At 35.8% G+C, this 25,098-nt stretch carries 23 protein-coding genes; 18 read left to right on the forward strand and 5 right to left on the reverse strand.

Annotated elements, in window-relative coordinates; all coding sequences use genetic code 11:
• Positions 1 to 51: 51 nt before the first annotated feature.
• Positions 52 to 1,317, forward strand: coding sequence for a tyrosine--tRNA ligase (gene tyrS, locus AACH31_RS03475; RefSeq protein ID WP_161831973.1), 1,266 nt, complete (start codon positions 52 to 54; stop codon positions 1,315 to 1,317).
• A 90-nt stretch (positions 1,318 to 1,407) separates the two neighbouring features.
• Here tyrS and rpsD read toward each other — a convergent pair whose 3' ends face one another.
• Entirely contained in the window at positions 1,408 to 2,007 is a 600-nt protein-coding gene (gene rpsD, locus AACH31_RS03480) for a 30S ribosomal protein S4 (RefSeq protein ID WP_055241189.1), read from the reverse strand.
• A 656-nt stretch (positions 2,008 to 2,663) separates the two neighbouring features.
• Between rpsD and AACH31_RS03485 the strand changes: the two genes are divergently transcribed.
• From AACH31_RS03485 to adhE, 5 genes are all read left to right on the forward strand, one after another.
• A complete protein-coding gene (locus AACH31_RS03485; protein WP_161831974.1) occupies positions 2,664 to 4,391 on the forward strand; it encodes a septation ring formation regulator EzrA in 1,728 nt (575 codons plus the stop codon).
• 208 nt (positions 4,392 to 4,599) lie between these two features.
• Complete coding sequence (gene tnpA, locus AACH31_RS03490) at positions 4,600 to 5,055, forward strand: IS200/IS605 family transposase (protein ID WP_161832950.1); 456 nt, start codon at positions 4,600 to 4,602, stop codon at positions 5,053 to 5,055.
• 541 nt (positions 5,056 to 5,596) lie between these two features.
• Entirely contained in the window at positions 5,597 to 6,730 is a 1,134-nt protein-coding gene (locus AACH31_RS03495) for a cysteine desulfurase family protein (protein WP_161832838.1), read from the forward strand.
• 46 nt (positions 6,731 to 6,776) lie between these two features.
• Positions 6,777 to 8,006 (forward strand): tRNA uracil 4-sulfurtransferase ThiI, encoded by a 1,230-nt coding sequence (gene thiI, locus AACH31_RS03500; protein ID WP_161832837.1) that lies wholly within the window; start codon positions 6,777 to 6,779, stop codon positions 8,004 to 8,006.
• A gap of 468 nt (positions 8,007 to 8,474) precedes the next feature.
• Positions 8,475 to 11,072, forward strand: coding sequence for a bifunctional acetaldehyde-CoA/alcohol dehydrogenase (adhE, locus tag AACH31_RS03505; RefSeq protein ID WP_161832836.1), 2,598 nt, complete (start codon positions 8,475 to 8,477; stop codon positions 11,070 to 11,072).
• A 1,372-nt stretch (positions 11,073 to 12,444) separates the two neighbouring features.
• Here adhE and AACH31_RS03510 read toward each other — a convergent pair.
• The 4 genes from AACH31_RS03510 to AACH31_RS03525 all read right to left on the reverse strand — a co-directional run bounded on the left by AACH31_RS03510 (position 12,445) and on the right by AACH31_RS03525 (position 13,522).
• Positions 12,445 to 12,648 carry an alpha/beta-type small acid-soluble spore protein gene (locus AACH31_RS03510; protein ID WP_161832367.1) on the reverse strand — a complete coding sequence of 68 codons (204 nt, stop codon included), beginning with the start codon at positions 12,646 to 12,648 and terminating at the stop codon, positions 12,445 to 12,447.
• Between the two features lie 111 nt (positions 12,649 to 12,759).
• Positions 12,760 to 12,957 (reverse strand): alpha/beta-type small acid-soluble spore protein, encoded by a 198-nt coding sequence (locus AACH31_RS03515; RefSeq protein WP_161832366.1) that lies wholly within the window; start codon positions 12,955 to 12,957, stop codon positions 12,760 to 12,762.
• A 79-nt stretch (positions 12,958 to 13,036) separates the two neighbouring features.
• On the reverse strand, positions 13,037 to 13,222 hold the full coding sequence (locus AACH31_RS03520; protein ID WP_161832365.1) for an alpha/beta-type small acid-soluble spore protein: 186 nt from the start codon (positions 13,220 to 13,222) through the stop codon (positions 13,037 to 13,039).
• Positions 13,223 to 13,324: 102 nt separating this feature from the next.
• Positions 13,325 to 13,522 (reverse strand): alpha/beta-type small acid-soluble spore protein, encoded by a 198-nt coding sequence (locus tag AACH31_RS03525; protein WP_161832364.1) that lies wholly within the window; start codon positions 13,520 to 13,522, stop codon positions 13,325 to 13,327.
• 247 nt (positions 13,523 to 13,769) lie between these two features.
• Here AACH31_RS03525 and AACH31_RS03530 point away from each other — a divergent pair, with 247 nt between their 5' ends.
• The 12 genes from AACH31_RS03530 to AACH31_RS03585 all read left to right on the forward strand — a co-directional run bounded on the left by AACH31_RS03530 (position 13,770) and on the right by AACH31_RS03585 (position 25,065).
• Entirely contained in the window at positions 13,770 to 14,513 is a 744-nt protein-coding gene (locus tag AACH31_RS03530) for a TrmH family RNA methyltransferase (RefSeq protein ID WP_161832363.1), read from the forward strand.
• A gap of 170 nt (positions 14,514 to 14,683) precedes the next feature.
• The gene (gene rimP, locus AACH31_RS03535; protein WP_161832362.1) at positions 14,684 to 15,151 is read left to right on the forward strand and encodes a ribosome maturation factor RimP; all 468 of its coding nucleotides are present in this window, start codon (positions 14,684 to 14,686) and stop codon (positions 15,149 to 15,151) included.
• Between the two features lie 15 nt (positions 15,152 to 15,166).
• Complete coding sequence (nusA, locus tag AACH31_RS03540; protein ID WP_161832361.1) at positions 15,167 to 16,222, forward strand: transcription termination factor NusA; 1,056 nt, start codon at positions 15,167 to 15,169, stop codon at positions 16,220 to 16,222.
• Between the two features lie 27 nt (positions 16,223 to 16,249).
• On the forward strand, positions 16,250 to 16,522 hold the full coding sequence (rnpM, locus tag AACH31_RS03545; protein WP_161832360.1) for an RNase P modulator RnpM: 273 nt from the start codon (positions 16,250 to 16,252) through the stop codon (positions 16,520 to 16,522).
• 9 nt (positions 16,523 to 16,531) lie between these two features.
• A complete protein-coding gene (locus AACH31_RS03550; protein WP_161832359.1) occupies positions 16,532 to 16,867 on the forward strand; it encodes a L7Ae/L30e/S12e/Gadd45 family ribosomal protein in 336 nt (111 codons plus the stop codon).
• A 103-nt stretch (positions 16,868 to 16,970) separates the two neighbouring features.
• Complete coding sequence (gene infB, locus AACH31_RS03555; protein ID WP_370512590.1) at positions 16,971 to 18,929, forward strand: translation initiation factor IF-2; 1,959 nt, start codon at positions 16,971 to 16,973, stop codon at positions 18,927 to 18,929.
• A 35-nt stretch (positions 18,930 to 18,964) separates the two neighbouring features.
• Positions 18,965 to 19,318 (forward strand): 30S ribosome-binding factor RbfA, encoded by a 354-nt coding sequence (rbfA, locus tag AACH31_RS03560; protein ID WP_161832357.1) that lies wholly within the window; start codon positions 18,965 to 18,967, stop codon positions 19,316 to 19,318.
• Positions 19,319 to 19,645: 327 nt separating this feature from the next.
• Positions 19,646 to 20,098, forward strand: coding sequence for a DUF4362 domain-containing protein (locus tag AACH31_RS03565; RefSeq protein WP_161832356.1), 453 nt, complete (start codon positions 19,646 to 19,648; stop codon positions 20,096 to 20,098).
• Positions 20,099 to 20,199: 101 nt separating this feature from the next.
• Positions 20,200 to 22,005 carry an excinuclease ABC subunit UvrC gene (uvrC, locus tag AACH31_RS03570; protein WP_262950954.1) on the forward strand — a complete coding sequence of 602 codons (1,806 nt, stop codon included), beginning with the start codon at positions 20,200 to 20,202 and terminating at the stop codon, positions 22,003 to 22,005.
• A gap of 109 nt (positions 22,006 to 22,114) precedes the next feature.
• Positions 22,115 to 22,327 carry a helix-turn-helix domain-containing protein gene (locus AACH31_RS03575; RefSeq protein ID WP_161832354.1) on the forward strand — a complete coding sequence of 71 codons (213 nt, stop codon included), beginning with the start codon at positions 22,115 to 22,117 and terminating at the stop codon, positions 22,325 to 22,327.
• Positions 22,328 to 22,845: 518 nt separating this feature from the next.
• The gene (locus tag AACH31_RS03580) at positions 22,846 to 23,946 is read left to right on the forward strand and encodes an exonuclease domain-containing protein (RefSeq protein WP_161832353.1); all 1,101 of its coding nucleotides are present in this window, start codon (positions 22,846 to 22,848) and stop codon (positions 23,944 to 23,946) included.
• 120 nt (positions 23,947 to 24,066) lie between these two features.
• A complete protein-coding gene (locus AACH31_RS03585; RefSeq protein WP_161832352.1) occupies positions 24,067 to 25,065 on the forward strand; it encodes a GerMN domain-containing protein in 999 nt (332 codons plus the stop codon).
• The last annotated feature ends 33 nt before the right edge of the window (positions 25,066 to 25,098 follow it).

Raw genomic sequence — 25,098 nt, forward strand, 5'->3', positions numbered from 1 at the left:
GCATGCTTTAAGGAAGTGAATGATCTAAAAATGATTAAATGAGGTGAACCTATGAAGAATGAATTTTTAAAAGAATTACAGTGGCGTGGTTTAATTAACGACTGTACAGATTTAGAAGCATTAGATGCATTAATGGAAGAAGGAAATATTAAACTTTATTGTGGATTTGACCCAACGGCAGATAGTTTACATATTGGATCATTACTTCCTATTTTAACGTTAAAGAGATTTCAACGAGCAGGGCATAAGCCACTTCCACTTGTAGGAGGGGCTACAGGATTAATTGGAGACCCAACAGGACGTTCAGCAGAACGCCAAGAAAATAGCCATGAGACGGTTATTAAATGGTCAGAAAGTATTAAACGTCAGTTGTCGCAGTTTCTTGAGTTTGGTGATCAATCAAACGCGGCTGAGTTAGTAAATAACTATGATTGGACATCAAATTTAAGTATGATTGAATTTTTACGTGACTTCGGAAAATACTTTAATATTAATTATATTTTGGCGAAAGATACGGTATGCTCTCGTTTAGATCACGGAATGACATTTACCGAGTTTTCATACACAATTTTACAAGGGATGGATTTTAAACACTTATACGAGACTAAAAAATGTGTTCTTCAAATTGGTGGATCAGATCAATGGGGGAATATTACATCAGGGTTAGAATTAATCCGTAAAACGATGGGCCATGAGGCGAAAGCAGTTGGGTTAACGATGCCATTAGTGACAAAGTCTGATGGAACAAAATTCGGAAAAACTGCTGGTGGAGCGATTTGGCTAGATCGTACGAAAACAACTCCTTATGAAATGTATCAGTTTTTAATTAATACGGCGGATGAAGATGCGATTAAATTCTTAAAATATTTTACTTTCTTATCACAGGAAGAAATTAATGCGATTGAAGAAGCATTTACAGCGGCACCACATGAACGTTTAGCACAAAAGGCATTAGCGAAAGAAGTGGTGACACTTGTTCACGGGTACGAGGCTTATGAGCAAGCTTTAAAAATTACTCAAGCATTATTTAGCGGGAATTTATCAGATCTATCAGCTGAAGAGATTGAAGTTGGGTTTAAAGATGTGCCTTCAGTTGAATTAGCAGAAGATTTAAACTTAGTTGATGCCCTTGTTTTTGCGAAAGCAGCAAGCTCAAAACGTGAATCACGTGAGTTCATTAATAATAACTCAATTTCTATTAACGGTGAAAAGGTGAAGGACTTAGACTATGTAGTTTCTAAAGAACAAGCCATTGGTGGTAAATTTACAGTTATTCGTCGTGGAAAGAAAAAATATTTCTTAATTAAACATGTTTAAAAGGAAAGATAAATTCTTTCCTTTTTTTATTGAATTGAATAAAAAAAAGACTTCGATTGCTCGAAGTCTTTTTTACCGTTAGATTAAAGATTAACGGCTGTAGAACTCTACGATTAAGTTTTCGTGGATATCAGCGAATACTTCAGAACGTTCTGGTAAACGTACGAATGTTCCAGTCATTGTAGCTTCATCGAATGATACGAAGTCTGGACGGTGAACAGTTCCTTCTAAAGCAGCTTTGATAATAGCTAAGTTAGCTGATTTTTCACGAACGCTGATTGTTTGTCCTGGTTTTACTGAGTAAGATGGGATATCAACGCGTTGTCCATCTACTAAGATGTGACCATGGTTAACTAACTGACGTGCTTGACGACGAGTGTTAGCTAATCCTAAACGGTATACTAAGTTATCAAGACGAGATTCTAATAAGTATAAGAAGTTCTCACCATGTTTACCTTGTAATTTACCAGCGCGGTCGTATGTACGACGGAATTGACGCTCAGTCATTCCATATGCATGACGTAATTTTTGTTTTTCTTGTAATTGTAATCCGTATTCAGAGATTTTTTTACGTGCTTGTCCGTGTTGCCCAGGTGCATAAGGGCGTTTTTGTAATTCTTTACCGTTTTCTAAGATTGAGTATCCTAAACGACGAGAAATTTTCCAGCTTGGTCCAGTATAACGAGCCATGCTATGACCTCCTTTTAATTTGTCAGAATTTTGATTTTGCATATCAAAAAAGGAGAAAATTTATCCGATACTATAAGTTAGATTAAAATCCCATATCCTCGCCTTTGCAGCCAAAAGGTTATACGATATGCCATCAATTCCTTTAAAGGGAATATTGAGGTTTAATCTAATCATCACAGTTAGATAAAAAGCTGCCTTTCATCAACGCACTCCAGTATAATATCAAGATTCAATATTATTGTCAACAAAAAATCAAAGTTCTAAACAATTTCTAAAAATTTCATCATAAATTCTATCAATTTGAATGGTTTCGACAATTAGTTGCAGAAAGTGTTGCTATAAATGTGTTTTAATGTCTTCAAGATGGAGATTGTGTTTTCCAAATCCCTCTCGTTTTGGGTATTTCGTGAAAGTTTTCTATCTTCGGGTCTAATATAAGAAGTGAAGAGACCGAGGATGAGTCGACCTATAGGGGTTGGATAGGATAAGAAAAGCAATCATTTTCTTCATTTAGAAAAGAAAAAAATGAGAGGTTAATGATCAGTGTCGTTTCTTAAAAAGTCAGTAGAAAACCGTAGAAAGCATAGGATTTTTTATCAAATTATGATATGATTATTTAACAATAACTCATTTATAAAACATGGTGGGAGGATACTATGATAGATTTTAAATTACTTATTTTGATCCTAATGATTGTTATATTGGCCATTGTATTAATTTATTCAGTCATTATTGTCTCAAAGAAGAAGCAATATTATGCGAAAATTGATGATTTAGATTATATGAAACATGAGATTTCTAATCAGACCGTTCCATTTGAATTAGCTAAGCTTCGCAGTACTAAAAAGAGTGAGCGAATTGTCAAATTGGTTCAACAATGGGAACGTCGTTGGGGAAAATTAGAGTCAGATTTTATTATGGTAACCGAACAAATTATTTATACGGAGGAACTCGTTGCAGATAAAAGCTTCTCAGAAGCCGATGAGCAATTAATGGAGTTACAACAAACGCTTGATGGATTAAAAGAAGAAGTTGAACAATTAATTGAAGAAATTAAAGCGTTAAAGAAATCAGAAGAGCGTAATCGTTCAAATGTCATCGCTTTAAAAGATTCTTTTGAACAACTTAAATTTCGCTATGAAACGGAAGAGGAAAAATACTCTGATTTTAAAGAAGAAATGAAGACCTTATTTAAAGATGTTGAAGTTTTCTTTTTGAAATTTAATGAATGTATGGATGATTGCAACTACGATTTGGCAGATGAAACATTAGAATTAATTAAATCACATATCGAAACAATTACTTATATGTTTGAACGGGCGCCTCTTTACAAGGAAACATTGACAAATGAGTTAAAACCTTTATTAAGAGAAGTATTAAAAAGTTATGAAACGATTATTTCATCTGGAGTTTACCTCAAGCATTTACAGATAAAAGAAACGATCTCTTATTATCATGGTCAGTTAGAAGAGATTCCTCAGTGGATTAAACGTTTTGATTTTGAAAGAATTGAAGCGACGTTATTAGAGATTCATGATAATGCAAAGCAAATGATTGAATTTATGAAAAAAGAGTACGATCTTCAAACGACGATCAAAGAAATGGTCATGAAGATGAAGGTGACCATGCAACAGATTAAGGAGCAAGGAGAAACATTAAACGCTCGTTACGAAAATATAAAGGATAATTATCGTCTTCCAGAGGAGGAAGAGCAACAATTTAATTTACTTTTAAATGAGCTGAAAATTGTAAATAATGAGTTTACTTATTTACTGGGTCGAATAGAGGAAAATCAAACGGCTAATTCAACACTTGTTCGAGAACTCACATCAATGGGGCAACAAGGCATTGAATTAAAAGAGCAATTACGATTATTTGATGGTGAGATTGAAGGACTTTATGCAGGGGAAAAGGAATGTCGTCAAAAAGCGTTAATGTTGTTAAAGACGTTTAATCAGTTAAAAGGGATGTATCATCAAGTTCGTTTTCCAATTGAGAATGAAGAAACAGTAGAGCTAATTAAACGAGCGAATTTTTCTGTTCAATTGCTTTTTGATACGATCGGTCGTCTTCCGATTAATATTGCGGAAATTGATAAACAATTGACGCTTGTTCAGGCATCGATTGATGAGCTTTCAACGCGTGTAGAGACAGAGGTTTTAGAGGCACAACTTGCGGAACGATTAATGATTTATGGTCATCGATATATCGAGCGTGAGGGAATGTACGTCGTGGATTTGACCATTGCAGAGGATCAATTTCGTCAAGGAAATTATGCCACAGTTATAAAAAAAATGTATGAGTTATTAAAAGAGGTTGAGGGAGCATCCTTTGAAATAACATTTAAACAATTTAAACAACAAGTAAAAATGGGATTGGTTTAGGGGGAAAACTATCTATGTCGTTCGTTAACGAGTAGATAGTTTTTCTTTTTATTAGAGACTTTAGTCTGTTGAACACGCAAAGCGTGTGAAACATAAAACCACCCGCTATGCGGGTGGCGAATAAAAGTTTATAACTCCATTAAAAAATCACCTTTTTTCCTATAATAGAGTTGTTCAAGCTACTATTTTAGAAGAGAAGGTGATTTTTATGGCGAATCAAACAAATAGTTTATCGCACACAAAATGGATGTGCAAATACCATATTGTGTTTACTCCTAAGTATAGACGAAAAATAATATATAATCAATATAAAACAAGTATAAGAGATATTTTAAAACAACTTTGTGCCTATAAAGGAGTTGAAATTATTGAAGGGCATTTAATGCCAGATCATGTACATATGTTAGTAAGTATTCCACCTAAAATGAGTGTATCTAGTTTTATGGGATATTTGAAAGGAAAGAGTGCATTGATGATGTTTGATAAACATGCAAATTTGAAATACAAATTTGGAAATCGGCATTTTTGGGCAGAAGGATATTATGTCAGTACGGTTGGCCTAAATGAGGCAACGATAAGGAAATATATTCAGGATCAGGAAAAGCATGATATTGCGATGGATAAATTAAGTGTAAAAGAATATGAAGACCCCTTTAAGGGGTAGCCAGTAGAACGAACACTCCTTTAGGGGTGAGCAAAGGTGGCAATGGCAAGTAGCTTGAACAAAGTGAAAGCTAGCGCCTTGAGACGCTAGCCGGTAATCAGGGCTTATAGCCCTGGAGAAAACTACCCGTTTGACGGGTAGTTTTTATTAGTAAAAGGTCCTTCTCTAAGCATTCACTTGAATTTAAAAGGAAAAAAATAATGATTTCAATGCAATAAGTGAAGTGAATTTTTTACAGATGCATATTATAATAGTAAGAGACCAACCATGCCTTTTTATATCAGGTGAATCGTAATTTTTTTGACATTTTTACGTCGAATTTCATATTTTATAGTGTAAGCAGATCATAAAACAACCATTTTGTATGTCATAAACTCAGAAAATATTGCGATTTGAGATTATATGCGTTATGTGGTATAATGTCGAAACAATAAGGTAGCACGTGAAGAGGTTATTGAATTCGTCTCATTTAAAAAAGAATTCATCCGAGTTAAAAAGTTTAAAATGGTTCTGAGATGTTTATGTCGGAAGGAGAATCAAAATGATTTATTTAGATAATAGTGCAACAACTCCTGTCGATCCAGAAGTATTAAAAGCCTTTGTAAAAGTTAATGAAAATTTTTGGGGAAATCCGAGTTCATTACATGCGTTTGGGGCGAGAGCCGAACAACTTCTTATTCAAGCAGAAAAACAAGTTCTAACGCTTTTAAACGCCAAAAATCATAAGGTTATTTTCAATTCTGGAGCAACAGAAAGTAACAACTTAGCGATTCGTGGGTTTTGTCATGCTTACAAAAAACGTGGGAACCATATTATTACCACTCCTATTGAGCACGCATCAGTTCATGAAACGATTGAGGAATTAGAGCAAGAAGGGTTCCGAGTTACTTATATTGACGTTACGGCAACGAAGGAGGGGATCCTTCAACAAATTCAAGAGGCGATTTGTGAAGATACGATTTTAATTTCATGTATGCATGTCAATAATGAAATGGGAATGATCCTCCCTATTTATGAAATTGGGCAATTACTTAAAAAGTATCCAAAAGTTAAGTTTCATGTGGATGCTGTTCAAAGTATTGGGAAAATTCCTGTGGATATAGATAAAATGAATATTGACTTATTATCATTGTCTGCTCATAAGTTTCACGGTGTTAAAGGGTGTGGGGCTTTGATTATGAATCAATATTTAAATCTAGCTCCAGAAATTACAGGTGGGCATCAAATGTATGGCCTTCGTTCAGGAACGATTAACGTTGCTGGAGCCGTTTCTTTAGCCAAAGCATTACGATTAGTGATTGAGCCACTAGATAGTAATTATCGTCATGTTAAAAGTCTTTTTGACTACGCGATACAAGAATTAGAAAAAATAGACGGTGTTGTCATCAATAGTAACCGTGAAGAACAGACCCCTTATATCATTAATTTTGCCGCAGTTCCAATTAAAGGGGAAACGTTAGTCCATGCGCTTGAGGAATACGACGTGTATATCTCTGCGAAGTCCGCTTGTTCTTCAAAATCGGCGGCTGCCTCAAGAATTTTGATGGCACTAGGAATTGGTGAAGACATCGCCTTAGAAAGTGTGCGAGTTAGTTTCTCTGATCGTTCTACTAAAGAAGATGTCGATCAGTTAATTAAAGCTTTAAAAGTAGTCATCGCTCAATTAAAATATTAATCATCTTAGCAAAATCATAGTTTTAGACGAGGAAGGAAATGATGAAATGATTTATGATCGTATTTTAGTCCGTTATGGTGAATTATCGATTAAAGGGAAAAACCGTAAGTATTTTAAAAATGCCTTACATAAAATAATTAGACGTAAATTAAGTGATTTGAAGCAATTAAAGTATGAAGTGACTCGTGATCGCTTTTATATTATTTTAAATGGGACAAATCCTGACCTTGTGACGGAGCAACTAGATAAAGTATTCGGATTACAATCATACAGTTTGACGGCGCGTTGTGAAAATGATATTGATGCGATTAAAGCATTAGCTTTAGAGATCATTAATGAGCAACCAGCTGTTAAAACAACGTTCAAGGTTGAAACTAAACGTTCAGATAAGCAATTTCCGATGCAATCAGGTGAAATTTCACGTGCAGTTGGTGCTCATCTTCTTATTAATACGTCTCATCTAAGTGTTGATGTGCATCATCCTGATATGACTGTTTTTGTAGAGGTTCGTCGCGAAGGAACATTTATTATGGCGGAACATATTAAAGGATTAGGTGGGTTCCCAGTAGGAATTAGCGGGAAAGGTCTTCTCATGATTTCAGGAGGAATTGATAGTCCTGTTGCCGGTTATTTAATGCAAAAACGCGGGGTTGAAGTAGAGGCCATTCACTTTGCTTCTCCACCTTATACATCTATTCGTTCAAAGCAAAAAGTTCTTGACTTAATGGAAAAAAATGCACATTATGCGCCTGAAGGACGTATTGATGTACATATTGTTCCATTTACGCAATTACAAACCGCGATTTACGAGAATATTCCGAGCAGTTATACGATGACGGTTATGCGCCGTATGATGTATCGTATTGCTGAAGGAATTGCTAAAAAACGTGAAATTTTAGTTTTAGCCAATGGAGAAAGTTTAGGACAGGTAGCGTCTCAAACGTTAGCGAGCATGTATGCGATTAATGCCGTTACTAATATGCCGATTATTCGTCCAGTGGCCACCCTTGATAAAAATGAAATTATCGAAATTGCGAAAAAAATCGATACTTATGATATCTCAATTCGTCCATATGAAGATTGTTGTACGGTCTTTGTTCCTGAACATCCGGCGACAAATCCATCGCTTGAAAAGTGTGTGGAATTTGAACAAAACTTTGATTTTGACTCTCTTGTTCAACAATGTATTGATCAAACAGAAATCATTACAGTGAGTGCAGGAGAAATGATTGAACTTGAAGATAATACAGCATGTGCACTGAATGATTTATTTTAAAAGGGCAGACAAATTCATTTAATACGAGTGAGTAGACGGGCAAGTCAGAATCCACGAGGTGAGTGGATTCCGACTTGCCTTTTTTATTTGCTGCTGGACGTTCATAACGAGTTGAACGTGTATGGAAAGGGAGTATCGTCTTAAGAATGACTCGCCTCTTACAGGATGATGAGACCTACTTAAAAGCGATAAGGTTAGCTATCCATTAAGAGAGGATAATAAGGACCTAAACAGAGGGAGCGAATAAAGAGGGGAAATGAGTCATGAAGTGTCGGACGAAAAACAAGTTGAGCTAGGTTCTTCTAGTGTAAAATGGAAGGAGTATAGTAATAAGCTAAGTGTCTAATTATTACTAATTTGTGAAAAAAATATAATTTAATCACGTTTTTGTTAGACAAATAATTCACAATGTAGTATACTTAAGAGGAATCAAAGTGAATCTATTCACAATTTTGAGGAGGAGTCGGAATGACAAATAGAATTACAAATGTTGAGGAATTAATGTCAACTCTTGAAACGATGAGAGCTGCTCAACGTGAGTTTGCAACATTTACACAAGAACAAGTAGACGAATTATTTTACAAGGCGGCAATGGCAATCAATAATTTGCGCATTCCGTTAGCACAAATGGCAGTTGAAGAAACAGGAATGGGGTTAGTTGAGGATAAGATCATTAAGAATCACTATGCATCTGAGTACATCTATAATAAGTATCGTGATGTAAAAACGTGTGGAGTGTTATCAGAGGACTTATCATTTGGAATTCAAAAAATTGCTGAACCAGTGGGGGTAATTGGTGCAGTCATCCCGACAACAAATCCAACGTCAACAGCATGTTTTAAATGTTTAATGGCGATTAAAACGCGTAACGCGATTGTTATTTCAGCCCATCCTCGTGCAAAAAATTGTACGAATTATACGGCTCAAGTGATTCGTGAAACAATTGAGGCAGCGGGGGCTCCAAAAGGATTAATCGCATGGATTGATGCGCCAAGTATTGAATTAACAAATACAGTAATGCGCGAAGTGGATCTAATTTTAGCAACAGGTGGTCCAGGAATGGTAAAATCAGCTTACTCTTCAGGAACGCCAGCTATTGGAGTAGGTGCAGGAAATACACCAGTTATTTTCCATAAAACATGTAATGTTCCAATGGCAGTAAACTCTTTACTACTTTCAAAGACATTCGATTACGGTGTGATTTGCGCATCTGAGCAATCAATTATTGTCGATGAGGCAATTTATGAAGGTGTTAAATCGGAACTTAAAAAACGTGGGGCATTAATTTTAAATGATGAACAATTAGATGCCGTTCGTCGTACGATTATTATCAATGGGGCATTAAATGCTAAAATTGTAGGACAACCTGCTTATAAAATTGCTGAATTAGCTGGATTTGAAGTTCCAAAGGATACTAAAATCTTAGTTGGTGAAGTAACGGATACCTCTTTAGAAGAACCTTTTGCTCATGAAAAATTGTCTGTTGTTTTAGCAATGTACAAATCTTCAAATCATGAAGAAGCAGTAGAAATGGCCGAAACATTAGTGAACCATAGTGGATTAGGACATACATCGGCTATTTATGCGGATGAATTACGTGCGAAAGCAGATATTGAAGCAATGATGTTACGTATGCGTACAACAACTGTTTTAATTAATCAACCGACGGCACACGGAGGAATTGGAGATATCTTCAACTTTGCTTTAGCCCCATCATTAACATTAGGTTGTGGGTCTTGGGGAAATAACTCAGTATCAGAAAACGTTGGTCCGCAACATTTAATTAATATTAAGACAGTGGCTAAAAGGAGAGAAAATATGCTTTGGTTTAAAGTGCCAGCAAAAGTTTACTATAAATTTGGATGCTTACCAGTAGCATTAGAAGATTTAAAATTTGATGGGAAAAAACGAGCATTCATCGTAACGGATAAAGTATTATTTGATTTAGGATATACGAAACATGTGACAGATGAGTTAGATCGTTATAATATTCAATACACGATGTTTACTGATGTTCACCCAGATCCATTATTATCAGATGCTAAAAAAGGTGCCGAAGCAATGGCTAATTTCCAACCAGATGTAATCATTGCCCTAGGTGGAGGATCTGCGATGGATGCCGCTAAAATTATGTGGGTTTTATATGAGCACCCACAAACAGATTTTGCTGATTTAGCGATGCGTTTCATGGATGTTCGCAAACGTATTTATCGTTTCCCTAAAATGGGACAAAAATCTAGCCTTGTATGTATTGCAACATCAGCAGGGACTGGATCAGAGGTTACGCCATTTGCCGTTATTACGGATGATGAAACAGGAATTAAGTATCCATTAGCGGATTATGAATTAACACCAACGATGGCCATTGTTGACCCAGCTTTAATGTTATCAATGCCAAAAGGGTTATGTGCAGCTTCAGGGATTGATGTTTTAACACATGCTCTTGAATCTTTAGTAGCGACTGTTGCAACGGAATACACAATTCCATTATCACTCGAGTCTGCAAAATTAGTTTTTGAATATCTTCCAGAGTCTTACCATGGAGGAGCTGAGGCGAAGGTGGCAAAAGAAAGAATGGCCAATGCTTCATGTATGGCGGGAATGGCATTTTCTAATGCAATGTTAGGATTATGTCACTCAATGGCACATAAATTAGGAGCAAGATTCCATATTCCTCATGGAATTGCGAATGCCTTACTTATTAATGAAGTCATTAAATATAACGCGACAGATGCACCATTTAAACAAGGAACATTCCCACAATATGAAACACCTCAAGCAATTGAGCGTTATGCAAAAGCAGCAGATTATCTAGGATTAACAGGAAATACGGATGAAGAAAAAGTAGAAGCTTTAATTCGTAAAATTAACGAATTAAAACAAGAAATTAATATTCCGGCAAGCATTTCAGAATGTAATGTATCAGAAGAGGAATTCTTAGCATCACTTGATAGCTTAGCTGTAGAAGCATTTGATGATCAATGTACAGCAGCAAATCCTCGCTATCCATTAATTCAAGATATCAAACAATTATATTTAAATGCTTTCTATGGAGAAGCAAAATAAGTTTTTTATTTTAAATTTCGCATACTTACTCTGACAAAAAAGGCGGTCTACCTTAGGGTGGATCGCCTTTTTATGTGGGAGAGTGAGTCATTACAGAGGGAATTAATCAATGAAAGAGGACGCAAGGTGTGTTTGATTTATAATTTCAATCAATGGTAAACGATAAATGTTGTTTGCGAGTCAGACTTCACTATTTATTTTTAAGAGGGACAACGCGCCTTCAGTTCATTTCATTGCTTGGCGGTATAAAATGATTTTAATTTTAAGAGACATAAATATCCTTTTTTAAACAAATTAATTCAAAAACAAGGATGTATCACACAAAAAACACAATTAGGGAAATAAAGGTAGTATAATGGAGGTAACAAGTTGATAGGCAAGATGAGAAGAGAGTCAGCATGAATAACTTGTCATTGGACCATGTAAGTCATGTATCAAAACCGGTAAGAATGTCTTAAGAAAATGAAAGTTATAAAAGCTATGATTCTTTGATTAGACTTTTAATGACTGAGAAAAAATATTTTTTAAAGAAGGAGACAGACGATTTTCGTATTAGGGAGATCGTCTTTTTCTGATAAGGAGCCCTCTCCTAAGAAACAAAAAAAGTAGCACAGCATGCTGTGCTACTTTTACTATGGTAGATTCGGATAGATTTAAAGTTAAACCAGTCCAACGGGAACACCTCATTTACTAACAGAAGTTAATAGAAATCGGTTAACTTAAAGCTTAAAGACTCCAATGGGAACACCTCATTTACTAACAGAAGTTAATAGAAATCGGTTAACTTAAAGCTTAAAGACTCCAACGGGAACACCTCATTTACTAACAGAAGTTAATAGAAATCGGTCAACTTAAAGCTTAAAGACTCCAATGGGAACACCTCATTTACTAACGGAAGTTAATAGAAATATCGGTTAACTTAAAGCTTAAAGACTCCAACGGGAACACCTCATTTACTAACAGAAGTTAATAGAAATCGGTTAACTTAAAGCTTAAAGACTCCAACGGGAACACCTCATTTACTAACAGAAGTTAATAGAAATCGGTTAACTTAAAGCTTAAAGACTCCAACGGAAACACCTCATTTACTAACGGAAGTTAATAGAAATCGGTTAACTTAAAGCTCAAAGACTCCAATGGGAACACCTCATTTATAAATATAAAGTGTAGTTGTTTGGAAAGAATCTACATAGTAGGCGGATTAGTTGTCATAGTTATCCCTCACATTTTTATTAGGATGAAAGTCATCATTTTTTATAGACTAGAAGAAGGAGAAGTCCTTTCTTCTAGTCGGGGGAGGGGATTCTTTATGAGTGAGAAGACCCTCATTAACTTCATCTACTGATACATGTATAAGGATAAGGTTCTTTTATTATTCTTGGCTTTGAGCCCCTAATTGTTGTTGGGCTTGTTTAACTAAACGTTTAGTAATTTCTCCACCAACAGAACCGTTTTGGCGAGCTGTTGCATCGGCACCTAATTGAACACCTTGTTCACTCGCAATCTCATATTTCATTTGATCGATTGCATTTTTTGCTCCAGGCACTACTAATTTATTTTTTGATTGACTAGCCATTTGAATGACCTCCTTATAAAGTAGCGAGTGCCGATTATTTTATGACAGATGTCTTTGAACTGGCACCCTGCTACCCGTATTTAAATAAATCGTATGAATAACTAAACTAGATTACTCTTGAGAGTTACCGCTTAATTGTTGTTGAGCTTGTTTAACTAAGCGTTTTGTAATTTCTCCACCGACAGAACCATTTTGGCGTGAAGAAGTATCAGGGCCTAAATTTACACCGAATTCTTTAGCAATCTCAGCTTTCATTTGATCAATTGCATTTTGAGCACCAGGAACCACTAATTTATTACGTGTTGACATATAAATAACCTCCTGACATACCATTAAGGGAAAATGTAATTTTTAAACGCTGTTACAACTCTAAATCGGAAAAATGGAATTATTTAGTTAAACTTTGTTTAGCCTTTGCAATTAAACGTTTAGTAATTTCGCCACCAACTGCACCATTTTCTTTAGCTGTTGCATGACGGCCAAAGTTTACACCAAGTTCTTTAGCAATTTCGGCTTTCATTTGATCAATTGCATTTTGAGCACCAGGAACCACTAATTTATTACGTGTTGCCATGATGATAACCTCCTAACCTAACATTTTGTATAAAACTTAAGAAATAGAGGATAAATACTACTTAATCAGAGCCATTTTTTACTTAAAGAATGACGTTAAATTCTATTCTTGGCTGAATTGTTGTTGTGCTTGTTTAACGAGACGTTTAGTGATTTCACCACCAACTGAACCGTTTTGACGAGCAGTTGCATCAGCTCCAAGTTGAACACCGAATTCGTTTGCAATTTCGGCTTTCATTTGGTTGACGGCATCTTTTGCACCAGGAACCACTAATTTATTTTTGCTTGATTGGTTTGCCATGTTTATCACCTCCTGACAATCATAATTTGTGCACTATCGACAAAAAGATACACGAAAAAATAATTTTTTTTATTTTTTTATCTCGTTCACTTGAAAAAGATGAAGAAATAGTTCATTTAACTTCACAAGAATGTCTTGATAAATCGGATAAATGTCTAAAATAATCTGGATAAAAGGTTAAAAAGATAGGGACGAATAGTGTAAAATAGTGTATGAAAAAGGAATTCTATAAATAATAGGTGATTAAATGCTAATCGAATCAAGTAATAATTCAAATGTAAAACGATGGATGAAATTAAAACAGAAGAAATATCGTTCCCAATTCAATCAATTTATTGTTGAAGGGGAACATTTAGTTTTAGAGGCCCTAAAAGCAAAAGTGGTAAAGGAGATCATTATAAGGGAACATAGTCAGTTGCCTGATTCAATTCAACCTCACGAGTGTACGGTGTACCAATTAAAAGAGAGTTTATTTATCCAATTGGCATCTACTCAGGCACCTCAATCGGTGATGGCCGTTTGTGAGATGAAACAAAAGCCCGTAACAGAAATGAACCGATTATTACTCCTAGACCGTGTTCAAGATCCAGGAAATTTAGGAACGTTATTAAGAAGTGCGGTTGCCTTCGGTTTTGATGGGGTTATCTTAGGTGAGGGTTGTGTCGATGTTTATAATGAAAAAGTGATTCGATCAACACAGGGTGCCATTTTTACCTTGGCCATAGAATCTCATTCGTTATCGGACTATATTAAAAGACTGATGGAACAAGGAATCCATGTTTTTGGAACAAGCCTTTATCACGGATCTCCGCTTTCAACCATCGAGGAATTTCCACGAATGGCCTTTATGTTAGGAAATGAGGGAAGTGGCGTGCAAACGGAATTATTAGAGTTAACGCATCAAAATATTTTTATTGAAATGAGTGAAAATATTGAATCTTTAAATGTTTCGATTGCGGGAAGTATTATAATGTATCATTTTCGTCAATAATAAGGAGGAAAGACCTTCGTCTTCCTTCCTCGAAAAAGATAATTATTCATCAATGCCTTTACTCATGGATGAAAGTGTGTTACAATAATTTCACATAGTATTTCGAGAAAGAGTGGGGTTTCCCACTCTTTTGTATTATGGTTAAAATGTTTGAAAGAGGTGAAATCCTAATGTCAAATATCGTAGCTCAAACAGAAATGTTGGTTCAACCGATTTGTGAAGCGGCGGGTGTTGAACTTGTGGATGTCGAATATGTAAAAGAAGGGCAGTCGTTTTTTCTTCGCGTGTATGTAGATACACCAGAGGGAATTGATATCGATCAGTGCGCAGACGTTGCTGAGGCATTAAGTCAACAATTAGATCAACAGGATTATATAGAAGGTGAGTATGTATTAGAGGTTTCATCACCGGGTGCTGAGCGTCCGTTAAAGACGCAAGAGGCGGTGAAGGGTGCCCTAGGATCTTATATTAATGTAAGAACATATAAAGCGATTGATGGTCAAAAAGAATTTGAAGGATATTTAACAAATTTTGAAGACGAAATCATGCAATTAGAAATCATGGTTAAAACACGTAAAAAAATAGTTGAAATTCCTTATGACATGGCATCTAAGGTTCGACTTGCAATTAAGTTTTAAGGAGGATATATCAGAATGAATACGAAAGAGTTTTTTGCTGCTCTTGAATTATTAGAAAAAGAAAAAGGTATTTCAAAAGATATTATTATCGAGGCTTTTGAACATGCTTTAATTAGTGCATATAAGAAAAATTTTAATCAAGCGACAAATGTTAAAGTCGAAATTAATGAACACACAGGAACTGTTAAATTATATCAACAAAAAACAGTAACAGAAGACGTCACACGTCCGCAAGAACAAATTAGCCTTTCAGAAGCGATGAGAATTAATCCTCATTACGAAGAAGGAGATATTATCAACTTTGAGGTAACGCCAAAAGATTTTGGACGTATTGCAACGCAAACGGCTAAACAAGTGGTGAAACAACGTATTCGCCAAGCAGAACGCGATAACTTACTTCAAGAGTTTAAAGATCGCGAAGGTGAGATTGTAACTGGGATTGTCGTAAAAGATGATGGAAAACATGTGTTTGTTGACTTAGGAAAAATTGAAGCCTTACTTCCAATGCGTGAAATTATGAATCCAGATGAGATTAAACCTAATTCACGTATTAAAGTTTATATTAGTAAAATCGAATCAAAAAATAAAGGACCTGTTGTTTACGTTTCACGTAAAGATCCTAATTTAATTAAACGTTTATTTGAGTTAGAAGTTCCTGAAATTTATGATGGAACGGTTGAAATTATGTCAGTTGCTCGTGATGCAGGGGACCGTACAAAAATTTGTGTCTTCTCTGAGGACCCAAATGTGGATCCGGTTGGAGCTTGCGTTGGACCATCAGGACAACGTGTTCAAAACATTGTTGACGAGTTAAACGGAGAGAAAATTGATATTATTCACTACTCAAAAGATCCAGAAGTATTAGTTGCTAATGCGTTAAGCCCAGCACAAGTAACAAAGGTTGTTGTAGATGAATCAAGAAAAGCGACAACGGTGTTAGTTCCAGATAATCAATTATCTTTAGCGATTGGAAAACGCGGTCAAAATGCTCGACTTGCTGCCCAATTAACAGGATGGAAAATTGATATTAAACCGGAATCAGAGGCTGCTAATTTAGATATTGAATTATAGGAAAAGGTCACGCAAGGAGGTCATGGAATGAAACAAAGAAAAATCCCGATGCGTAAATGTGTGATTACAGGTGAGAAAAAGCCAAAGAAGGAATTAATTCGTATTGTTCGTGGAACAGATGGTGAGGTATCGGTTGATACGACAGGTAAAAAAAATGGTCGTGGTGTTTACCTTCACTTAACGGAGGAAGTTGTAGCGCTTGCTCGTAAAAAAAATGTTTTAAGCCGTCATTTAGAAGTTGAAGTTCCTGAATCTATTTATGAGGAATTGGCTAAACAGGCTCAAAAACAAGTGAAATAGGTGAAGACGATGAATAATCGGCAATGGTTAAATTTTTTAGGATTAGCATTTAGCGCCGGAGCAGTTATAACAGGTGAACAGTTAGTCGTTGGAGCTATCCAAAGTAAAAAAGTTCATTTCGTTATATTAGCAGAGGATATCGGTGGAAATACGTTTAAAAAAGTAACGGATAAATGCAAGTTTTATGGAATAGAGTGGGTTCAAAAAGGACAGAGCGATGAGCTTGGTCATGCTTTAGGGAAAGACTTCCGTAAAGTCATTGGAATCACGGATCCTAATTTTTCGAAAGCTTTAAAGAATAAGATTCATGCACAGATGCATACATTAAATGAGACGACAAACTAAGAATTTATCAGTGAATTAACGATTAGAAGTTACGAGTTAACGGATAATTTTAAAGATTAAATTCTTAATCAAACATGTCATGTTAGGAGACGATGTTATATTGATGTTAGATAAAAATTTAAAGAATAAAGATCATGTACAAGCAAAGGGCGGAAAAGATTCATCTCATGATGATGATTTATTTAAATACGATGAATATGTAGAAGTAAAACGTCCGAAAATTACGAAAAAGAAAAAATCAAATCAAAAGAAAACAAAAAATGAAAAAAGCGATCGTATTGCAAACGTGCCTGTTAAAGAAGATAAAGATGCGGCTATTGTTTATTACAGTGAGGAGTTAACAGTAGGTGATTTAGCAGAACGTTTAGGAAAATCAACAGGCGAAATTGTTAAGCAATTATTAATGCTTGGAATGATGGCGACAGTTAATCAAACATTAGATCGTGAAACAGTAGAATTATTAGCAGAAGAAGCAGGGTTTGAAGTTAAAGATAAGATTTTTACCGATGTTACAGAGTTTGAGAAAATTGTGATTGAAGATTCAGAAGAAGATTTAGAAAAACGTCCACCGGTTGTTACAATTATGGGACACGTTGACCATGGAAAAACAACATTATTAGATGCTATTCGTAATTCACGCGTTGTTACAGGTGAAGCAGGAGGAATTACTCAGCATATCGGGGCGTACCAAGTTAATCATGGTGGAAATGTTATTACATTCTTAGATACACCAGGCCATGCTGCATTCACATCGATGCGTGCTCGTGGTGCTCAAGTGACAGATATCTGTGTTCTTGTTGTTGCATCTGATGATGGGGTTATGCCACAAACAAAAGAAGCCATCGATCATGCTAAGGCAGCGGGAGTTCCAATTATTGTTGCCATTAATAAAATGGATAAGCCAACGGCAAACCCAGAACGTGTTATGCAAGAATTACTTGAATTCTCATTAGTTCCTGAAGATTGGGGAGGAGATACGATTTATGTTAAGTTATCTGCTTTACAAGGAGAAGGAATTGATGATTTATTAGAAATGATTAACCTTGTGTCTGAAATGAATGAATATAAAGCAAATCCAAAACGTTTAGCAACGGGAACAGTTATCGAAGCGAAATTAGATAAAGGTCGTGGGCCAGTTGCCACTTTATTAGTAGAAAACGGAACATTACGTATTGGAGATGCAATTGTTGTTGGGAATACACACGGACGTGTGCGTGCCATGGTTAATGATTTAAATCAACGTATTGACACAGCGGGACCATCAACACCAATTGAAATTACGGGATTAAATGATGTGCCTCAAGCTGGAGATCGTTTCATGGTCTTCCCAAGTGAAAAAGAGGCTCGCCAAATTGCAGACCAACGTGCGGCAAACGCTCGTGAGTTAGGAAATAAACCTGGTAAGGCCGTTTCATTAGATGAACTTTTCTCACAAATTCAAGAGGGAGAAATGAAAGAATTAAATGTGATCATCAAAGGGGACGTGCAAGGTTCAGTCGAAGCTTTAAGTGGATCACTTCAAAAAATTGATGTTGAAGGGGTTAAAATTAATATTATTCGCGGATCAGTCGGAACGATTACAGAAACAGACGTGACGTTAGCAGCGGCTTCAAATGCGATTATTATTGGATTTAACGTTCGTCCATCGGCAACAACTCGTAATCAAGCAGATGCAGAAGGCGTAGATATCCGTTTACACTCAATTATTTACAAAGTAATTGAAGAAATCGAAGCAGCGATGAAAGGGATGTTAGACCCAATCTTCGAAGAAAAAGTAACTGGACAATTAGAAGTTCGTCAGACATTTAAAGTGTCTAAAGTGGGAACAATCGCCGGATGTTATGTAACAGATGGATCTGTGTCTCGTAATGCAAGTGTTCGTGTTATTCGAGATGGAATTGTTGTCTTCGAAGGACAATTAGGTTCATTAAAACGTTTTAAAGACGAAGTTAAAGAAGTAAATTACGGTTATGAGTGTGGAATCACAATCGAACGTTATAATGATATTAAAGAAGGCGACATTATTGAAGCTTACGTGATGGAAGAAGTTAAGCGCGCATAGTTAAGATAGAATTAGATGAAAAAGGGTGATTGAAGATGTCACAGATTCGAGTACAAAAACTTTCAAAACAAATTGAACGTGATGTAACAGATATCATCATGAATGAAATTAAGGATACTAAAGTAGGATTTGTAACGGTCACAGGGGCAGAGGTAACAAGTGATTTATCATTTTGTAAAATCTATTATTCTGTGTTAGGTGGAGAAAACCGTCGTGAAGCAGCAACGAAGGCCCTAACTCGTGCGAAAGGATTTATTCGTAGCGAATTAGGAAAACGTATGTCTACACGTAAGGTTCCTGATTTAATTTTTGAAATTGATGAATCAATTGCGTACGGAAATAAAATTGATACTATGTTGGCAGATTTACGTCGACAAGGAAAAATGTAAAAAGTGCGAGGACATCTAGATGGTAGATGTCCTCTTTTTTATAGTAGGAACTGACGCATGCCACTTTTCTCACCGAGGTGGTGAAAAAGGTAGAGACACGGTGGCATTTTTACAAAATGTCTCATGAAAATAAAAAAGTTCTATTGTTTTTCTAAAAAAAGAAAAGAGTCCATAAATAACTTCAATTATCGTTTAAATCTAACGTAAACGAATAAAATAATGGAATTATATCAACAATTAGGGAATTACGCTCAGGAATCTCTTGTTTTCGACAGTTAGTGAATGATAAAATAATAGTATAAGTGACACAATAGGCGGTGGGAATTTGTGAAAAAAGCAGGAGTCAGTGTTGGCGTTGTCATGATTTTAATGTTAGTAGGGAGTTTCTTTTTTAAAGGAAATACTAATTTACTTGTTAGCGCCCATGAAACATATGATATTGTACAAGGGGAGTTAGACGGTCATGTGATTCAACAAGACGGAAAAGTGTTGAATTTAGCTCGTCTAGAGCGATTCTATAAACAGATGCGTCGTGGAAATGATGATCATATCATCATGGCTTTATCCCAGGCAGGAAAGTATGAAATTTATGAATTACATTTTTCAAATGGGAAGTTAAAACTCTTTTATGATATGAATGATGATGGTCAGGGACGAAAAGAGTATAAAGTTAAAGTTTACGAATCGATGAAAAAAATTTATAAGAAAGATAAAATTACGTATCTCTTAGTAAATGGTGAAGAAGAACGAGCAATTTTATCATATAATTTAAATGAATAATCCACACTAATCCTAGGAACCTTTCATGAATGGTGAAAGAAAGCTAGGATTTTTTAGTGTGAAGTTAAAGGCAATTGAATAAGTAAAGAGGTGATTAGATTATGAATCAACTATTAAAGGATAAGTTATCTTTACTTCCGATGAATCCAGGATGCTATTTGATGAAGGATGCAAAGGGACAAGTCATCTATGTTGGAAAAGCAAAACGATTAAAAAACCGAGTGAAATCCTATTTTACGGGTTCTCATAATGGAAAGACGGCGCGTTTAGTTCGTGAAATTGTTGATTTTGAATATATTATTACGACGAGTGAACTTGAGGCACTCGTCTTAGAAATTAATCTCATCAAGAAATATGACCCGAAGTATAACATTATGTTAACGGATGATAAACATTATCCTTATATTAAAATTACAAATGAGCAGCATCCACGCCTGGTGATTACGCGTAAAATAAAAAAAGACGGTGGTAAATATTTTGGGCCATACCCTAATGCAACGGCAGCCAATGAAACCTTACGTTTATTAAATAAACTTTACCCTTTGAGAAAATGTCATACGATTCCGAAGAAGGTTTGTTTGTACTATCATATTCATCAATGTTTAGGACCTTGCGAGTATGAGGTGTCATCCGCTGTCTATAAGCCGTATCTCGATGAAATATCACGTGTTTTAAAGGGGGATTATTCAAAGATAAAAGCGGATTTAGTGAAGCGAATGGAAGCGGCAGCTGAAAATTTAGAGTTTGAACGTGCTAAAGAGTATCGGGACTTAATGTATCATATTGAGGCAACGATTGAAAAGCAGAAAATGACACTCAATGACTTTATTGATCGTGATGTTTTCGGCTATGCCGAAGAGGACGGACGGGTGTGTGTGCAGGTCTTTTTTATTCGCCAAGGAAAAGTCATTGAACGAGAGGTTTCTATCTTTGACGGAATTTCTGATGTTCATGAGGCGGTTATGACGTTTATCGGACGTTTTTATCAAGGAAGTAATACGTTAAAGCCAAAGGAGATATTTATTCCGGCAACGCTTGATCAGGAGCTTTTAAGCGCGTTATTGGATGTCAAAGTGGTTGTTCCAAAACAGGGTGAAAAAAAAGAACTTGTTGAGTTAGCGATGAAAAATGCTCAAATGGCTTTGAGTGAAAAAATGCAGTTAATTGAAAAGCAGGAGGAGCGGACCTTAAAAGCGGTTGAAAAGTTAGGGGAGTTATTAAATTTACCGACGCCACATCGCATTGAAGCGTTTGATAATTCTCATCACCAAGGAATGGACACAGTTTCTGCAATGGTAGTGTTTACAGATGGTCGTCCAGATAAAAAGGAATATCGTAAATATAAAATTACAACTACATCAGATGGCGATGATTACCAAGCAATGAAAGAGGTTGTTTATCGCCGATATTTTAAGGTGTTAAATGAGGGACTACCGGCACCGGATTTAATTGTGATGGATGGGGGAAAAGGTCAGGTAAGAGTGGCTATGGAGGTTTTAGCGTCGTTAAACTTAGCTATTCCTGTTGTTGGCTTGGTGAAGGATGAGAGGCATCGAACGTCTATTTTACTTGATGGACGTGATATGGAGGAAATTGATTTAAAGAAAAAAGGGCGAGCCAATGTGTTTAACCTATTGACGCGAATTCAGGATGAAGTTCACCGATTTGTATTAAGTTTCCACCATCAAAGTTCAAAGAACCGTCAGCTAACGTCTATTTTGGATGAAATTCCGGGGATTGGACCGAAGAGAAAACGGGTTCTGATTCAAAATTTCGGCTCACTTGAAAAGATGTTAGAGGCGGATGATCAACAATATCAGCAACTGGGATTTTCTAACGAGTTAATTAGCCGAATTAAATTATTTATCAGCGAGGAGTTACAAAAAAAGGATGAGATCTCTCGCTAATTATAGGCACTTATTTAAGTTTTTCTCATAGGATATATTAGATGTGGTGAACAGGTCACCATGTCAATGAGGAAAATGACTACCTCAACAGAATAAGGGGGTAGAAAGCTTGAATAAAGGTCAGTCAATTTTAACGAAACGTGAAAAAGAAATATTTGATTTACTGGTTCATAACTTGACCACTCGCGAGATTGCCGATCAACTATCAATCAGTGAAAAAACCGTTCGAAATCATATTTCGAATGTGATTTTAAAATTAAATGTTAAGGGACGCTCTCAAGCTATTGTTGAGCTTTTAAGACTTGGTGTTATTACACTATAAGGCGATCCCTTAATGTTAGTTTATCCTAAAGAATTAAACCCTGTCTTTTTCCAAGGTCGAGCGAATAGGGAAAAAGAGCAGGATAAGTCCCATAAATAAGATAAATACTTTCATCAGTCATAAAAAAACCGTCCTTCGTCTTATTAGGAAGAGGGAATGCGGATAGATGCTCATGAAAGTATTTTTTTATGTGCGCTAAAAGAAGCGGTAAACAGTGGACGTGAGGTCATTCTTTTGTTCGACTTCCTTCAGACGGGCCCCAGGATCGGTGGGCATTTTTTTGCCGCATGAACGAGAGACAATCAAGACCAATGAGCGCTATCACCTGTTTCTTATTTTTTGGACGTGTTATTTTTTCAGAAGATAGATAGGAAAAAAATGGGTTAGTTATAAGAAAAAAGTAGGCTCTTAGTAGATTAAAGGCAAAAAATGTACTATAATAGTAGTAAACGAGGAGCCGAAAGGTTCAAACTTTAGAAAATGAGGGTCCCACTCCACGCATGAGAGGGGACGACTAGATGGAAGTGATAAGAATGCTCGGACATACCGGTGTTGTTTTGAAAATAAATGGTGAAGAACATAAAATATTTATAAATGAAACGTGGTTTTCGTTTGATCCGAAACTAACGGTATCGCCTTCTTTAATAGGGCAGTCCGTGCAATATAGTTTAGGGGCAAAGAATCGGGTGAATCATTTAGAATTAATGGTACAACCGATGAAGGAATTAAAGGGTAAGATACAGTCGCTAAATTTAGCTATTCCGCGAATCTCTTTACATATCAATGGCAAACTTTTACACTTTTATATTCCTTATAAACATTTTAATACAATTAAATATCAATACAAACCAGGGGACTTTTTACACTTTACGTATAATCCCATGGAATTTAAGTTAAAGAACGCTTCTTACTATGCCTTAACTTCTATTATAACGGATCCTAAGAAAAAGGGTGAAAATACACAAGGAGTGAAGCGGGAATTGCAACGGACGTTAAAGACGTTAGTCGAATCCCCATATTATGCTTTTTTAGATTTAGAATTTTCAATGAGTGGTCCAGAATATCGGGGAATGAAATTTCAACCGGAAATTATCCAGTTTGGATTGATTGTGGCAGATTCGGATGGAAATTTAGTTGAAAAATTTTCAGCCTATGTGAGACCAACATTATTTCCTCATTTAACGATGAAAGCACAAGAATTTTTGAAGATTACGCCATCAGCCGTTGCGTACGGAATGAGCTATCGCAATTTTTATGACTGCATTAAGGAAGTGATTTTAAAATATAATCCTGTGTTCTTGGTCTGGGGCGTTTCCGATGGATTTATTTTAGAAAATTCTTACCAAATTAATCATGTGAGTCCTTTGTTTGAACCTGAACGCTTGATTGATTTACAACGAATTCATCGTCAATATTATCAAATCGGGCAGGATATTGGACTTTACAATGCGATGCGAAGTTATGAAATGTTTAACGGGGCGCAGATTCATGATGCATTAGTGGACGCTCTTGTCTTACGAAATATTTTTTATAAATTTAAGTCTATTTTATTAACGAAAGAAAACTATCCATTTAAGGAGAATTACTTAATGATGATGACCAATCGGGCACTCCGCTAGCAAGGACGTTGCTTGTTCATCCTGTGTGGTTTTGTCGACTTATGAGATAACCTGTTCAAAAGGTTATCTTTTTTTTATTCCCTCATATAGTAGGTATATATTGAAAAAGAGGTGAAAAAAATGCAAACAAAATGGATCAAACGATTAACGTTACCTGTCCTTGCCATGTTATTTATTTATTATGCGAGTCATTCTTCAGATCCTGCAACGAGTAACTTAGTGAATACGATGAGTGAACAAAAGCAAGAACAAACGATGTATTCATCAGAAGACTATTACGCGGTTTATGCGCTCCATGATTCAAATAATTTAGTGAAAACTTATGTGAAAAAAGGGGAGCAGACAGACCGCATTGAGGAGATTTTTAGTCTTTTAACAACGAATGCCAATCAGTTACCAACGAATACGACATCCCTTGTTTCGCCTGATGCAAAATTAAATGATTATAAATTGAAAAATGGAACATTAACGTTAGATTTATCATCAGAATTTTTAGATTATACCTCTGATGACGAAGCCGATTTATTATCATCAATTGTTTGGACTTATACGGAATTACCGGATGTTGATAAGGTAAAATTTGAAATTGATGGAAAGGCAATGTCTAATTTAAATGGGGCAATGTCAGTTGAGCGTGGTCTTGATCGTTCAATGGGAATTAACTTAGAGATCGATACGATGAGTTTAGATCATACGCAATTAGTGACGCTATATTTTATGACGGATGATAGTAAAGAAGGGTTACTTGTTCCAGTGACGCGTTTAATCTCTGATACCATCGATCCAATCACTTATGCTGTTTCAGCTTTAATTCAAGGGCCAGCTGGTGAAAATTATGTGAGTGTTTTTGATCAAAATACAACGTTATTAGAGGATCCGGTGTTAACAGATGGGCTGCTTTCTTTAAACTTTAGCTCGGATTTATATTATAATAATGATCAAACGGAGGTTTCGTCGACGATGTTAAAGCAATTAGTTATGACGTTAACGGAAGTGGATGAAGTTGAGATGGTTTCTGTTTCGATTGATGGTAATATTAAAGTCATGGATGATACGTCTCGTTCGATTGCGGTTCCAACGGCACGAACAAACGTGGAATCATTTATTGAGGCTCACTAAAAAGGATTATGTTATAATAGAGGATGAACGTTT

The sequence above is a fragment of the Turicibacter faecis genome, from assembly GCF_037076425.1.
Classification (GTDB): Bacteria; Bacillota_I; Bacilli_A; order MOL361; family Turicibacteraceae; genus Turicibacter; species Turicibacter faecis.